Source organism: Streptomyces sp. NPDC047917, assembly GCF_043204345.1.
Lineage (GTDB): Bacteria > Actinomycetota > Actinomycetes > Streptomycetales > Streptomycetaceae > Streptomyces > Streptomyces sanglieri.
This window is the reverse complement of record NZ_JBIDCA010000014.1, coordinates 155,338-168,708: the sequence shown is the minus strand read 5'-3', so window position 1 is coordinate 168,708 and position 13,371 is coordinate 155,338. Positions and strand designations below refer to the sequence as shown.

Annotated in this window: 12 protein-coding genes and 1 pseudogene; 6 read left to right on the top strand and 7 right to left on the bottom strand. The window is 72.8% G+C overall.

Annotated elements, in window-relative coordinates:
• The first annotated feature begins 191 nt into the window (after positions 1 to 191).
• Complete coding sequence (locus tag ACGF8B_RS31890) at positions 192 to 1,895, top strand: acyl-CoA dehydrogenase family protein (RefSeq protein ID WP_392745492.1); 1,704 nt, start codon at positions 192 to 194, stop codon at positions 1,893 to 1,895.
• A 165-nt stretch (positions 1,896 to 2,060) separates the two neighbouring features.
• A complete protein-coding gene (locus tag ACGF8B_RS31885) occupies positions 2,061 to 2,912 on the top strand; it encodes a hypothetical protein (RefSeq protein ID WP_392745490.1) in 852 nt (283 codons plus the stop codon).
• On the opposite strand, the gene ACGF8B_RS31880 is transcribed toward ACGF8B_RS31885, so the two are convergent.
• The 6 genes and pseudogenes from ACGF8B_RS31880 to ACGF8B_RS31855 form a co-directional block, all read right to left on the bottom strand.
• Entirely contained in the window at positions 2,909 to 3,607 is a 699-nt protein-coding gene (locus tag ACGF8B_RS31880) for a DUF6629 family protein (RefSeq protein ID WP_392745677.1), read from the bottom strand. The two genes, ACGF8B_RS31885 and ACGF8B_RS31880, sit on opposite strands and share 4 nt — an antisense overlap.
• Before the next feature lie 98 nt (positions 3,608 to 3,705).
• Positions 3,706 to 4,398 (bottom strand): SRPBCC family protein, encoded by a 693-nt coding sequence (locus ACGF8B_RS31875; RefSeq protein WP_392745489.1) that lies wholly within the window; start codon positions 4,396 to 4,398, stop codon positions 3,706 to 3,708.
• 19 nt (positions 4,399 to 4,417) lie between these two features.
• Entirely contained in the window at positions 4,418 to 5,575 is a 1,158-nt protein-coding gene (locus tag ACGF8B_RS31870) for an XdhC family protein (RefSeq protein WP_392745487.1), read from the bottom strand.
• Positions 5,568 to 6,350 carry a hypothetical protein gene (locus ACGF8B_RS31865; protein WP_392745486.1) on the bottom strand — a complete coding sequence of 261 codons (783 nt, stop codon included), beginning with the start codon at positions 6,348 to 6,350 and terminating at the stop codon, positions 5,568 to 5,570. The genes ACGF8B_RS31870 and ACGF8B_RS31865 overlap by 8 nt, the downstream gene beginning before the upstream one ends.
• A gap of 11 nt (positions 6,351 to 6,361) precedes the next feature.
• Positions 6,362 to 6,610 (bottom strand): annotated as a pseudogene (locus tag ACGF8B_RS31860) ((2Fe-2S)-binding protein); the annotation flags it as partial.
• Positions 6,611 to 6,626: 16 nt separating this feature from the next.
• Positions 6,627 to 6,926: a DUF1876 domain-containing protein gene (locus ACGF8B_RS31855; RefSeq protein WP_392745484.1), complete on the bottom strand. Its 300-nt coding sequence runs from the start codon at positions 6,924 to 6,926 to the stop codon at positions 6,627 to 6,629.
• Between the two features lie 267 nt (positions 6,927 to 7,193).
• On the opposite strand from ACGF8B_RS31855, the gene ACGF8B_RS31850 reads away from it, so the two are divergent.
• From ACGF8B_RS31850 to ACGF8B_RS31840, 3 genes are all read left to right on the top strand, one after another.
• Complete coding sequence (locus ACGF8B_RS31850; RefSeq protein ID WP_392745482.1) at positions 7,194 to 8,024, top strand: PP2C family protein-serine/threonine phosphatase; 831 nt, start codon at positions 7,194 to 7,196, stop codon at positions 8,022 to 8,024.
• A 183-nt stretch (positions 8,025 to 8,207) separates the two neighbouring features.
• Entirely contained in the window at positions 8,208 to 9,203 is a 996-nt protein-coding gene (locus ACGF8B_RS31845; RefSeq protein WP_392745481.1) for an MASE1 domain-containing protein, read from the top strand.
• Positions 9,204 to 9,611: 408 nt separating this feature from the next.
• Positions 9,612 to 11,159, top strand: a complete 1,548-nt coding sequence (locus ACGF8B_RS31840; protein WP_392745479.1) for an exopolysaccharide biosynthesis polyprenyl glycosylphosphotransferase — start codon at positions 9,612 to 9,614, stop codon at positions 11,157 to 11,159.
• A 63-nt stretch (positions 11,160 to 11,222) separates the two neighbouring features.
• Here the strand turns inward: ACGF8B_RS31840 and ACGF8B_RS31835 are convergent, their stop codons facing one another.
• Positions 11,223 to 12,206, bottom strand: a complete 984-nt coding sequence (locus ACGF8B_RS31835; RefSeq protein WP_392745477.1) for a GDP-L-fucose synthase family protein — start codon at positions 12,204 to 12,206, stop codon at positions 11,223 to 11,225.
• 128 nt (positions 12,207 to 12,334) lie between these two features.
• On the opposite strand from ACGF8B_RS31835, the gene gmd reads away from it, so the two are divergent.
• On the top strand, positions 12,335 to 13,348 hold the full coding sequence (gene gmd, locus ACGF8B_RS31830; protein ID WP_392745476.1) for a GDP-mannose 4,6-dehydratase: 1,014 nt from the start codon (positions 12,335 to 12,337) through the stop codon (positions 13,346 to 13,348).
• The last annotated feature ends 23 nt before the right edge of the window (positions 13,349 to 13,371 follow it).

The window sequence follows — 13,371 nt, the reverse complement described above, 5'->3', positions numbered from 1 at the left end:
GGCCGGCGCCCGGGGGTGGGGGCGCTCCGGGGTCGGGCGCCGGTGTTTGAGACAAACCCCGCTGGGTGCCTCTGGGGGGGGGGGCCCGGTTGTCCCTCACCCGGGCCCCCGACCGCCGTACCGGTTACCACGCCTCCCCCACCGCCCCGACCGTCCACCAGAACCCCCCACCCAGGACAGGACCACCCGCCATGACCGTCACCCAGCACCGGACCGACCCGCGGCCGGCGGCCTCCGCGCCGCACCCCACCCACGAGGTCACCAACCAGGCACCGCCCCGGGTGGACCTCGACGAGTACGGCACCAACCTGCCGCTCACCGAGGCCGTCCGCACCTTCGGGGCGGCCTGGCACGAACCGGAGCTGCACGGGATCGGCACCCTCGTCGGCTCCGGACAGTTCCAGCTCGACACGGAGCGCGCCCATGCCTCGCCGCCGGCCCTGCGCACCCACGACCGGTACGGGAACCGCGTCGACGAGATCGACTTCCACCCCGCGTACCACGAGATCATCGGCGCGGCGGTCGCCCACGGCACGCACACCGCGGGCTGGGCCGACCCGAAGCCCGGGGCGGCGGTGGCGCGCGCGGCGTCCTTCATGCTGTTCACCCAGATCGAGCCCGGCCATGGCTGCCCGATGTCCATGTCGCACGCCGTGGTCCCGGTCCTCCAGCACGATCCGGACGTGGGCCGGGACTGGCTGCCGGGCCTGTTCAGCCGCTCGTACGACCCCCGGATGGTCGCTCCGGGCAGCAAGTCCGGGCTGACCTTCGGCATGGGGATGACGGAGAAGCAGGGCGGCTCCGACGTACGCGCCAACACCACGCGGGCCGTTCCGCTGGCCTCCGACCCCGAGGGCCGGGCCCATCTGCTGACCGGTCACAAGTGGTTCTTCTCCGCCCCGCAGTCGGACGCCTTCCTGGTGCTGGCCCAGGCCGGGGCCGGGCTGACCTGCTTCCTCGTGCCGCGGGTGCTGGCCGACGGAACCCGCAACACGGTCCGGATCCAGCGGTTGAAGAACAAGCTCGGCAACAAGTCGAACGCCTCCTCCGAGGTGGAGTTCGACGGCACGTGGGCGGTACGGGTGGGCGAACCCGGCCGCGGTGTCCCGACCATCATCGAGATGGTCAACCACACCCGGCTCGACTGTGTGCTGGGCACCACCTCAGGAATGCGCCAGTCGGTGTCCGAGGCGATCTGGCACGCCCGGCACCGCAGCGCCTTCGGCGCCCGGCTGGCCGACCAGCCGGCCATGACGGCGGTCCTCGCCGATCTGGCGCTGGAGACGGAGGCCGCGACCTGGACCGCGCTGCGGCTGGCCCACGCGTACGAGAGCGGCGGCGGCGAGTCCGAGGAGATGTTCCGCCGGCTCGCCACCGCGGTGTCCAAGTACTGGATCTGCAAGCGCGGCCCGCACCACGCCTACGAGGCGCTGGAGTGCCTGGGCGGCAACGGCTACACCGAGGACTGGCCACTGGCCCGGCGCTACCGCGAGCAGCCGGTGATGGCGGTGTGGGAGGGCTCCGGCAACGTCATCGCCCTCGACGTGCTGCGGGGCATCGGGCGCACCCCGCAGTCGCTGGACGCCTTCTGGGCCGAGCTGGAGACCACGGCCGGCGCCAGTTCCGTACTGGACGCGCATGTCGGCCGGGTGCGCCGGGAGCTGGCCGAGGACCTGCGTGACCCGCTCGCGGCGCAGGCCCGGGCGCGGGCGTCGGTCGAGGGCATGGCGCTGGCCCTGCAGGCCTCGCTGATGCTCCGTCACGCACCGGCCGCGTCGGCCGAGGCGTTCGTGGCGGCCCGGCTCGGGGAAGGCCGCGGCAACCAGTACGGCGTCCTGCCGCGCGGCACCGACGCCGCGGCGATCGTGGAGCGGCACTTCGGCGCCGACGGCTGAACCGTGGGCCGGACGCGGTCGGCCGGCGGACGGACCGGGCTGTCCCGACGGGGCCCGTCGGGACCGGGGAGTGCCGACGGGGGCCCGTCGGCACTCCCCCGGGGCCCGCGGCTCCCGTCCGCCGTCGCCGGGCGTGGCCGGCACATCGCGCGTTAGGTTGGCCGCATGGAGTCGAGACCCCGCACCCTGTGGCTGCGCACCGAGCCTCTCCACGCAGTGCTCTACTTCGACGAGGAGTGCCGGGGCATCGGGAGATCGGTCGGTCTCAAGGGCTTCTGGATGGGGTACTTCGCCACTCGTACGGCCCCCATGGGGCGGATCCTTCCCGAGGCCGCCGCCGCGGTCCTGGGGGTCTTCGCACCCGGCATGGTGGCCCGCGCGCTGCCCGACGCGTGGCGTGTCGTCACCCCCGAGAAACTCACCGACCTGCGAGCCCGGCTGGCCGCCGGTGCGTTGCGCCGGCTGGTCCCGGGGATCGACTCCCTGGCCGGCCGGCTCGTACCGCCACTCACCGCGATGGTGACGGAAGCGGCCGCTCCGGCCCGCCCGCTGTTCGCCGCCGACCGAGCGCTGTGCGGCCGCACCGACCCGGTGGAGAACCTTTGGCAACTCACCACCGCGCTGCGGGAGTTCCGGGGTGCCGCGCACATCGCCGCGCTCGCCGACCACGGCCTCGACGCGCCCGAGGCCCTGGTCCTCGCCGCGGCCACGGGGCGGGTCCCGCGTGAGGGCATCCGGCTCGACCGCGGCTGGAGCGAGGCGGAGTGGGCGGACGCGGAGGAACGGCTGCGCTCCCGGGGCCTGATCGACGCGGAGTCGGCCGCCACATCGCGCGGCCGCCAGGAGCGGGAGCTCGTCGAGGACACCACCGACCGGCTGGCCGCCCGGCTGCTGCGCCCGCTCACCGAGAGCGCCGTGGACGAGCTGCTGGCCGACCTGGAGCTGCCGACCCGGCTGGTGCTGGGGGCGAGTCTGCTGCCGTTCCCCAACCCGATCGGGCTGCCCCGGCCGGTCTAGGGCCGCTCGTCCGGACCGTGCCGGGCTCGCGTGCTCCGGTGCCCGATCCGGCCCGATCCGGACGAAGGACCCGGGGCGGACCGGGCCGCGGGGTCCGAACGGGTCCGGACCAGCAGGATCACCGAGCACACCGCCGCGAAGGCGCACCAGGTCGAGACGAACTCCAGCCGCCACAGCGCCGCGCAGACGACGGCGCCGGCCGCGGCCGTCGCCCCGAGCGACCTCAGTACCGGGTCACCGGACAGGAGCAGGGCGCCGACCGTGGCCAGGAGATATCCGGTGACGAGCAGTCCGGAGCGGGGCAGGTCCAGGGCGTAGCCGAGGGTGTGGCCACGGATCTCGGCGGTCACCGGGCGGGTCGCCAGGCTGTACGCGAGCGGCACGGCGGTGGCGACGGCGGCCGCGACGGGGACCAGCAGGCGGCGCCGGGCCTGTGGCGGGGCGGCGCACAGCACCCCCAGGGCGACCCACAACGGCAGCACCGGCAGGGCGATGACGGCCCAGGCGAGGGTGGCCGGGCCGGTTCCGCCGCCCGAGCGCCAGATCACGGACTCGATGATCTGGTGGGCGCCGAGCAGCAGTGGCAGCGCCGCCACCGGCAGATCACGCACCTGCCGCACCCGTGCGACGCACGCCACCCCGATGGCGGCGATGCCCGTGCCGGCGACGAGGTCGGCGGTCGCGCTCCAGCACATGACGTCCCCCAAGGACCCGGCGGCACCGAACCGGCGGAACGGGGCCGGCGGTACGGAATCGGTCACTTCCGTGGGCAACGCTACGGCTCCGGCGGCGGTCAGCAGCTGTGACACGTGCGGCACAGTCCGCCGCAGCGGCAGTGGCGGCGGCCGCGCCGGGCGAGCAGCACGGCCAGTGCGGCGAGTGCGGCCACGGCGAGGGCCCGCACGGCGCGCCGTGCCACCGGTCCGCCCGCCGCACGCAGCGGATCGACCGGCTCGGCCCCGTGCGTCGGCGCGGTGTCCGCCGCGCTGTCCGGCGTGCCGGCGGCGGCACTCGCCGCGGGTGGGGCAAAAGCGGTGGGCCGTGTCGCGGACAGCCGCTGTGCGAGGCAGTCGGCGAACCGGCCGACGAGGCCGTCGCTCACATCGCTCATGACGCCACGGCCGGACTGGGCCGGCCGGCCGGTGACGGTGAGGTCGGTGGTCACGGAGACGGTCGTGGTGCCGTCGTGCTCGGTCAGGGTGCCGGTCACCGTGGCGCTCGCCGTGCCCCGGCCGCGTACTTCGTCGCCCCGCGCGGACAGGACCATGCGGTGGGCCGCGTCGTCCTTCTCCAGGAAGGTCGCCGTGCCCCGGTACGTCACGGTGATCGGTCCCACCCGCACCTTCACGGAGCCTTTGACGGTGTCGCCGTCGAACTCTTCCACGGTCGCGCCCGGCATGCAGTGCGAGACGCGTTCGATGTCGAGCAGGGTCCGCCAGGCCTCGTCGGCCGGGACGGGCACGGTGAATGAGTTCTGCAGCTGCATGGTCCGCTCCTCACATGAATCACGCCGGTCCCACCGGTCCCATCGGTCTTGGAGAAGGCCCGGGACCGGTCCGGTCCGGGGCAGGACGGTGGATCGCCCCGGCCGTGTCCGTGAGCGGGCTGCCGGTGCCGCCCCAGCGCAGGGCCACGATCTCCGCGGCGATGGAGACGGCCACCTCCTCCGGGGTGCGTGCCCCGAGGTCGAGGCCGATGGGAGAACGCAGCCGGGTCAGTTCGCCGTCGTCCAGACCCGTCTCGCGGAGCCGGGCCAGCCGGTCCTCGTGGGTCCGGCGGCTTCCCATGACGCCGATGTAGGCGGCCGGGGTGCGCAGTGCCACCTCCAGCAGCGGCACGTCGAACTTGGGGTCGTGGGTGAGTACGCACATCACGGTCCGCCCGTCGGTCTCCGTCCCGCGCAGATATCGGTGCGGCCAGTCGACGACGACCTCGGCGCCGGCGGGGAAGCGCCGGGCGTCGGCGAAGGCGGGGCGGGCATCGCAGACGGTGACCCGGTATCCGAGGAACGCGCCGATCCGGGCCACCGCGGCCGCGAAGTCGATCGCACCGAAGACCAGCATCCGGGGCGGCGGGGCGAACGACTGGAGGAAGACCGTGACCTCGTCCTCGCGCCGCTCGCCGTTCGGTCCGTAGTGCCGCGACCCTGTTGTCCCCTGGGCGAGTTCCCCGCGCGCGTCGGCGGTCACGGCCGCGTCCAGGCCGCTCGCGCCCAGCGATCCCGATACCGTGTCCGGCCGGACCGCGAGGGTGGCCCCGCGTGGTGCGGGACCGCCGGTCACGGTGGCGACCACCACCGGACGGTGCCCGGCGACCGCCGCGACGACCTCGCCGAAGGTGGGGTCGGCCGCCGCCGTGACCGGGCGCACGAGGAGGGTGATCTCGCCGCCGCAGGTGAGCCCGACGGCGAAGGCGTCCTCGTCGCTGTAGCCGAAGGTCTCCAACCGGGCCCGGCCGGTCTCCACGACGTCCTTGGCGAGTTCGAAGACCGCTCCCTCGACGCAGCCTCCGGAGACGCTGCCCACGACCTCGTCGTCCGGGCCCACGGCCATCGCCGCGCCCGTGCCGCGCGGCGCGCTGCGGCTCACCGCGACGACAGTGGCGAGCCCGAACGGCTCCCCCGCCGCGTACCAGCGGCCGAGCACCGGCAGGATCTCACGCATCGGACGCCACCCCCCGTACCACCGAGGCCAGTTGCTCCAGGACCGCCGGACCGTGTCCGTCGACGGACGCGTCCACGTGCGGCAGCGCGGCCGCCGTGCCCGCCGCGAGCGGCGCGCAACCCGGCTGCGCCTTGCGGTGGTCGGCCCGCACCACGCGGTGCGCCGGCCGGCGCAGCCGGCTCGTCCGGGTGGCGAGCAGCACTGGCTCGCCGCTGTGCCGCGGCAGTTCGCGCACGGTGCGCCGGGGGTCCGTACCGCGGCGTCGGGAGGGGCGCGTTCCGGCGGTGCGCCGGAGTTCGCAGCTCAGCGCGAACGCGGTGAGCAGGCGCCGCAGTTGTGCGCCTTCGGCGGCGGTCGGGCCGGCCATGTCGCGGTGGCGCAGGTCCTCGGCCGAGCCAGGGCCTCTCGTTTGGATCATGCCGGGCTCGCGTGACCCGGTGTCGCGCCCGGCCACGTTGTCGTCGGGGCCGCACGGCGGGCGGGAAACGGTGCCCACCGCCCGTGGCCGCGGCTTCGGATGGGCCGCGGAACGGGCCGGGTGGTGCGGTCGCGGGGCCCGGTCGAAGCAGGCGGCGAACACCCGGTCGTAGCGCTCCAGGTCGTCCCGGCTGCCGCACGGGGTGAGCCGGCCCGCCCGCCGTGCGGGGTAGAGCAGGCCGAGAGCGCCCAGGAACAGCTGTGTGCGGTCCGGGCCGGTGGCCACACCGGCGGCGCACAGTGGCCGGGAGAGCCCCACGGCCACGGCGGTCGCGTCGATGACGGGTGCGGGAAGCACGGGTCACACAATTCGCCGTCGGTGACGGGGCCCAGGACGGTCGTCACTCGGCCGCCGTCGGCCTGGACGGCCGGTACGGAGCAGCTCTTCACGCTGTCGCCGTCGAGTTCGACGATGCATGCGCCGCAGTTCCCGGTCTCGCAGCCGATGGGGGTGCCGATGAGGCCCAGGTGGTCCCTGAGGTGGTGGAACAGCAGCAGCCGGGGCCCTGCCCCGTGCTCGTAACGGGTACCGTCCACGGTCGTCGAAATGCGGGTCACGGTTGCTCCCGGGGACTCAGGCCGTGGTGTCGGTCCAGGCGTAGGGCGGGGCCACCGGGCCGCTCGCGGGGCCGGCGCCCACGGTTTCCAGATCCGCGTCGGCGGCCTTCATCAACTGTGTGGCGACGTCCTTCATGGCCCGGCTCGCCGCGAGCTCGTCGCCGATGGCCGGTACGTCCACGTCCTGCGGATTGCAGCGGGCGACCCCGTGTCCGGTGAGCTGTGCGGAGCCGGTGTCCAGTACCGCCTCCGCCCTGGTCGTACCGTCGTCCTCGGTCAGGCCGAGGCGCAGTCTCCACTCCAGCGTGCGGGTCATCACGCACCTCCTGCGACCGCGTCCGGTCGCGATGCGCCGCCTCGACGCGGTCCTGCCACCAGGATCCACCCGGCCGGGCGGGTTCGCGCGTTCCGGCTCGTCCTGCGGGGATCACACCGCCGAAATAGGATGCAGGGTGTCCAATTGCACCGAAAGCGGGCGACGGCCGGACGTCGCACCGGGATCCGGCCCGTCGATACCCCGGACGGCCCAGCCGCGGCATGCCCCGGATTGCGCCACGCCGACGAGCGCAGTGCGGAGCGGCCCATGAACCGGCGTCGTCCTCCCCGTTCGGCGAGTGCCGAGGAGTTGCTCACCACGCTGCAACAGCTCACCTCCCGGGCGCGCCGCGAGGTGGAGCTGCACCAGGCCCGGGTGGAGCTGGCCGAGGTGCTGCAACGCGAGATGCTCCCGGCGGCGCTGCCCGCCCGGCCGGGGCTCCAGACCGCCGCCCGGTACACACCGGCCCGCAGCGGGCTGGACATCGGCGGTGACTGGTACGACGGCTTCGTGCTGCCGGACGGTGCGCTGGCCTTCGCCATCGGGGACGTGCAGGGGCACGACGTCGAGGCCGCCGCGTTCATGGGTCAGATACGGATCGCCATGCGGGCGATAGCCGCCACCGCAGCGGATCCCGGCGAGGTCGTGGGCCGGACCAACGACCTGCTGGTCTCGGTGGGCTCCGGCCTCTTCGCGACCTGTACGTTCATCCGCCTCGACCCGGTGTCCCGGGAGCTGCAGAGCGCCCGGGCCGGGCATGTCGCGGCGGTGTGGGCCACGGCCGACGGGCGGTCCGGGGTGACCGACGACGAGGGCGGGCTGCCCCTGGGGATCCAGGCGGGCGAGCACTATCCGGTCACCCGGCGGCGACTGACCGCCCCGGGCGCGTTCGTCCTGGTCACGGACGGCGTGGTGGAGGGGCCCTCGTTCCCGATCGACCGGGGCCTGGACGCGGTGACCCGGCTGGTGCACGCGAGGGTCGGCGCCGACGCCGGTGAACTGGCCGACGCGGTGCTGCGCGCGGCGGAGCAGACCGGGCACCAGGACGACGCCGCGGTGCTCGTGGTGCGGCACGGGACCGTACCCGGCCGGGACTGATGACTCGGCACGGGACCGCGTGCCCGGCCGGGGCCGGGAATGCGGCACGGGACCGCACCCGGCCGCCGGCGGAGGCCGCGGGCGGAGGCGGATCCTGGGCCTTGCGGCCCGGGCCGGGACCGCGGAACCGGCCCAGCGTGTCAAACAGCCGCCACCCGTCCGGGGCGGTGTCTGATGAGATGTGTGATCCGCAGCGAGAGAACCAGACGTGCGGCCGTGGCCGCACTACGTGTCCTGGCCGTCACCGCTGCCTACTACGCGGGCGGAGGTCTCGGCCTCATCCGGGAGGTGTCCGTACACGGCGCGGTCGTCACACCGCTGTGGCCACCGACGGGCATCGCGCTGGGGGCCCTGATCTACCTGGGCCTGAGCGCCTGGCCCGGGATCGCACTGGGCTCCCTGCTCGTCGTCGCCACGCTCAGCGGCTCGGTCACGCCCTCCACCTTCGCGGTCGTGGCGGGGAACACCGCGGCCCCGGTCTGTTCGTACCTGATACTCCGCAGAGCGGGATTCCGCGAGGAGCTGGACCGGTTGCGCGACGGGGTCATGCTGGTCTTCCTGGGGGCGCTGGCCGGGATGGTCGTCAGCGCCACCGTGGGCACGGGCATGCTCGTGCTGGACGGGAAGCTGCCCCTGAACGGGTTCTGGCCGGTCTGGGCGGCGTGGTGGTCGGGGGACGCGATGGGGGTGCTCGTCGTCACTCCCCTGCTGCTCGTGCTGCGCAGACTGCGGATGCCCCGGACCACCGACCGGTGGATCGAGGCGAGCGCGCTGCTGATCGTCTCGGTCGTGGTCTCGCTGGTGGCGACCCGCAGTTCACTGGCGATGATCTATCTGGTCTTCCCGCTGCTCATCTGGGCCGCCCTGCGTTTCCAGCTGGCGGGGAGCGCGCCCTGCGCGCTGCTGGTGTCGGTGCTGGCGGCGATCGCGGGAACGGCGGGGGTGGGTCCGTTCGAGGGCCAGACGATCCTTCATGTGATGGTCAACCTCGCCGTGCTCAACGGTTGTGTGGCGCTGACCGCGCTGTTGCTCGCGGCGGTCGTGACCGAACAGAGCAACATCCGTCACCGGATCGAGCGCGCCTGCGAGGAACTGGCCGAAGTGGTCGACCATCTGGCCCCGGGGAGGGCGGCGGCCGCCTGGCCGTCCCGGCCGGACGACGAACTCGACAGCCGCTGAGCACCACACGTCGCTCCGGCACCACCGACACCGCAGCTTCCACAACGACACAATCCGGCCATCGGCCGTCACCACATGCACACTCGCTCGTTTGTTGGCCGGGGAAGGTCTCCCGACAGCACACTGCCGCAGACCAACCTGGTGGACACGCCATGCAGTTGACCGGCGTACATGTCCGCACACAACCCGATTCAGGTGCATTCCAAATGCCAACACTTACTCACAGACCCAGTGATCCGGCGCGGAACGGGACGAGATCCGAGTCAGTACGCATGTCTGAACTTCACGAGAACTCCAGCGAAATGGCACGTCTGTGGATATCGTGCACCGAGCGAGGGCGCATCCGTCAGTCCATGAGATCGGCGGATGCGCCCCGTTTGTGACGATGCAACTGTGACTGGGGGGTTCATGGGGCATGTCGAGCTACCTGATTCGGACAGAACCGGACCCGTGGGTCTGGCGGGGGCGCCACGTCCGCGCACCGTCCCGAATCGGCCTCGCAGCAACGGACTCGAAGAATTGTGGCAGGCGCCGACCGCACCGCGTGAGCGTTCCGGACCGGCCGCCGCGAAGACCGGGGCGACCCGGTGCATACCCGTGGTCGCCGGTGTGGAGCTGCTCGGCCTCGGAGTTCCGGCCCTGCTCGTACTGCGCACCGGCGGAGAGTCCCGGGCCGTGCTGGCCGCGGCCGTGGCCGCACTGGCGTGGTCCGCGCTGCGGGCCGTACGCGGCCGGTACACGAGGCGGCCGGCGGACGGACCGCCGGGGATGCTGAGCACGGTCGGCGACTGGCTGCTGTTCATAGGCGTGCTCGCCGTGCTGCACACCGCGACCGGCGACGCGCTCGACCCGGCGACGGCGGTCGTGGCGCTGCTGCCCGGCCTGCCGGCGGGAATCGCGGCGCAGGCCCTGCGGCGGCTGCCGTGGCCGGGGCGCCGCCCGCGGGTGGTCCGGCGGGTGCTGGTGGTGGGCGAGGCTCAGGGCGTGGATCGCGCCGTCCGGCTGCTCGCGGCCCGCGCGGATCATCCGTACTCGGTCGTGGCCGCGGTCCCGGTGGGCACCGCGCCGCTGGAGTGCGGGGTGCCGGTGCCGGGCCGGCTGGCGCCGGCACCGGCCGACGACGACGTGTCGACCGTGCTGGGCGGGGCCTTCGCCCAGGACGCGGACCTGGCGCTGGTGGTCCCCGGGCCCCAGCTCTCCGAGGAGCGGTTGTGCCGGCTCTCCTGGGGACTGCACGACGGCGGGCTCGCACTGTCCGTTCTCCCGGGCCTCTCCGGCATCGCGGCCGGCCGGATACGGGCCACCGCCGCGGCAGGGCTCACCCTGCTGCACGTCGCGCCGCCGCTGCGCCGGGGGCCGCAACCGGCCCTGAAGGCCGTCGTGGACCGGGTCGGCGCCGCCCTGGGTCTACTGGTGCTGACACCTCTGCTGGTGCTGATCGGGGCGGCGGTACGGCTCGGCTCCGTCGGGCCGGTGTTCCACCGTCAGATCCGGCAGGGGCAGCACAACCGGCCATTCACGATGTGGAAGTTCCGCACCATGGTGGCCGACGCCGAGGCCCAGAAGGACCGGCTCCGCACCGCGAACGAGGTCGACGGCCCGCTGTTCAAGATGCGCCGCGATCCCCGGGTGACCGGAATCGGCCGCCTGCTGCGCCGGACGTCCCTCGACGAGCTCCCTCAGCTTCTCAATGTGCTGCGCGGCGACATGTCGCTGGTCGGCCCGCGCCCGCCACTGCCGGAGGAGGTGTCCCGCTACGACGAGCGCGAGTTCCGGCGACTGAAGGTGAAGCCCGGACTGACCGGTCTGTGGCAGGTCAGCGGCCGCTCGGACCTGTCCTGGCAGGAAACGGTCTCGCTCGACCTGTGGTACGTCGACAACTGGTCGGTGGCCACGGACATGGGGCTCATGGCCCGTACACTGCGCGCCGTCACCGACGGCCGCGGGGCCTACTGAAAGCGGCGGACGTCGATGAGATTGGCGCGAAGTCCCTTATGCATCACCGGCGTTCAGCTGGATTCAGACCTGGGCGGTCTGCCGGTCCAGCCACCATGCGTAGGTCCGGGCGATCCCGTCGCGCAGCGCGACCCGCGGCGCGAAACCCAGCGAGGCGAGCCGGGAGATGTCGAGCAGCTTGCGCGGGGTGCCGTCGGGCTTCGTCGTGTCCCATTCGACAGTTCCCTGATACTCCGTCACTTCCTGTACCGTGGCGGCCAGTTCGCGGATCGTCAGATCGTCTCCGCAGCCGATGTTGACCGGTTCGTCGCCGTCGTACCGCTCCAGCAGCAGAAGGCACGCGGCGGCGAGGTCGTCCACGTGCAGGAACTCCCGGCGGGGGCTGCCGGAGCCCCAGAGCGTGACCGTGGGCGAACCGTCCCGGCGCGCCTCGTGGAAGCGCCGGATCAGCGCGGGCAGCACGTGCGAGGACTCCAGGTCGAAGTTGTCGCCCGGGCCGTAGAGGTTGGTGGGCATGGCGCTGATGTACGAGGCGCCGTACTGCCGGCGGTAGGAGCGGGTCTGCACGATTCCGGCGATCTTGGCCAGCGCGTACGCCTCGTTGGTCGGCTCCAACGGACCGGTGAGCAGAGCGCTTTCGGGGATCGGCTGCGGGGCGTGCCTGGGGTAGATGCAGGACGAGCCGAGGAAGAGCAGGCGCTCGACCCCGGCCGCGTGCGCCCCTGCGACGACGCTCAGCTGGATGCGCAGGTTGTCCTCGATGAACTGCACCGGATACGTGTTGTTGGCCATGATCCCGCCGACCTTGGCGGCGGCCAGCACCACCGCGTCCGGACGGGCCTCGCGCAAAAACGCCTCGGTCCGGACGGCGTCGCGCAGATCGAGCCGGTCACGGTCGCGGGTGACCACCTCGTGCCCCTCGGCGGTGAGGCGGCGCACCAGCGCCGAGCCGACCAGGCCGCGGTGGCCCGCGACGAACACACGGGCGCCGGATCGTAGGAGGGTACGGACGGATTCCTGAGCGGGGCCGGGGAGATCGGTCGTCATGGCCCGGATTCTGCCAGCACCCGCATCCTGCGGTGATGTTTTGCCGCAGAACACTCAATCCCGGAATTTCGTCGGGAAATATTCGGTGCGGAACAACAGCCGCTGAGGCGACCAGAGAAGGGGGAGTCGTGGCGAAGACCGCGCTCATCACCGGTGTGACCGGGCAGGACGGCTCGTACCTGTCCGAGCTGCTGCTCGACAAGGGGTACACGGTCCATGGTCTGATACGCCGCTCGTCGAGCTTCAACACCGAGCGCATAGACCACATCTACCAGGGACCGGAGGAGGAGAACCGCTCGTTCGTCCTGCACCACGCCGACCTCGCCGACGGTGTCGCACTGGTGAATCTGCTGCGTGACATCCGGCCGGACGAGGTCTACAACCTGGGTGCGCAGTCACACGTCCGCGTCTCCTTCGACGCACCGCTGTACACCGGCGACATCACCGGACTGGGCACCATCCGGCTGCTGGAGGCGGTCCGCGCGAGCGGGATCGACACCCGTGTCTATCAGGCGTCCTCGTCCGAGATGTTCGGCGCCACCCCGCCGCCGCAGAACGAGGGCACCCCGTTCCATCCCCGCAGCCCGTACAGCGTGGCCAAGGTCTACTCGTACTGGTCCACGGTCAACTACCGTGAGGCGTACGGCATGTTCGCGGTCAACGGGATCCTCTTCAACCACGAGTCCCCGCGCCGCGGCGAGACCTTCGTGACCCGGAAGATCACTCGCGGGGTGGCCAGGATCAAGGCGGGCCTGCAGACCTGTCTCCATCTGGGCAACCTCGACGCCGTACGCGACTGGGGGTACGCACCCGAGTATGTCGAGGCGATGTGGCGGATGCTCCAGTGCGACGTCCCGGACGACTATGTGGTGGCCACCGGCGAGGGCGTCAGTGTGCGGCAGTTCCTGGAGTACGCCTTCGCGCACGCGGGTCTGGACTGGCGCGAGCACGTCCGGTACGACGCCAAGTACGAGAGACCCAGCGAGGTCGACGCCTTGATCGGGGACGCCACCAAGGCCGAGGAACAGCTCGGCTGGAAACCGGTCGTGCGGTCGCGGGAGCTCGCCAGGATCATGGTCGAGGCGGACATCCGCCAGCTGTCCGACCAACTCGCGGGAGCCGCCGTGCGGGTGGACCGATGAGACCTCCCCGCACCCCGCAACAG

Bases quoted from the DNA above. Each gene is read 5' to 3' on its own strand.
- ACGF8B_RS31890 (WP_392745492.1), top strand. From the start codon at position 192: ATGACCGTCACCCAGCACCGGACCGACCCGCGGCCGGCGGCCTCCGCG.
- ACGF8B_RS31885 (WP_392745490.1), top strand. From the start codon at position 2,061: ATGGAGTCGAGACCCCGCACCCTGTGGCTGCGCACCGAGCCTCTCCAC.
- ACGF8B_RS31880 (WP_392745677.1), bottom strand. From the start codon at position 3,607: ATGTGCTGGAGCGCGACCGCCGACCTCGTCGCCGGCACGGGCATCGCC.
- ACGF8B_RS31875 (WP_392745489.1), bottom strand. From the start codon at position 4,398: ATGCAGCTGCAGAACTCATTCACCGTGCCCGTCCCGGCCGACGAGGCC.
- ACGF8B_RS31870 (WP_392745487.1), bottom strand. From the start codon at position 5,575: ATGCGTGAGATCCTGCCGGTGCTCGGCCGCTGGTACGCGGCGGGGGAG.
- ACGF8B_RS31855 (WP_392745484.1), bottom strand. From the start codon at position 6,926: ATGACCCGCACGCTGGAGTGGAGACTGCGCCTCGGCCTGACCGAGGAC.
- ACGF8B_RS31850 (WP_392745482.1), top strand. From the start codon at position 7,194: ATGAACCGGCGTCGTCCTCCCCGTTCGGCGAGTGCCGAGGAGTTGCTC.
- ACGF8B_RS31840 (WP_392745479.1), top strand. From the start codon at position 9,612: ATGGGGCATGTCGAGCTACCTGATTCGGACAGAACCGGACCCGTGGGT.
- ACGF8B_RS31835 (WP_392745477.1), bottom strand. From the start codon at position 12,206: ATGACGACCGATCTCCCCGGCCCCGCTCAGGAATCCGTCCGTACCCTC.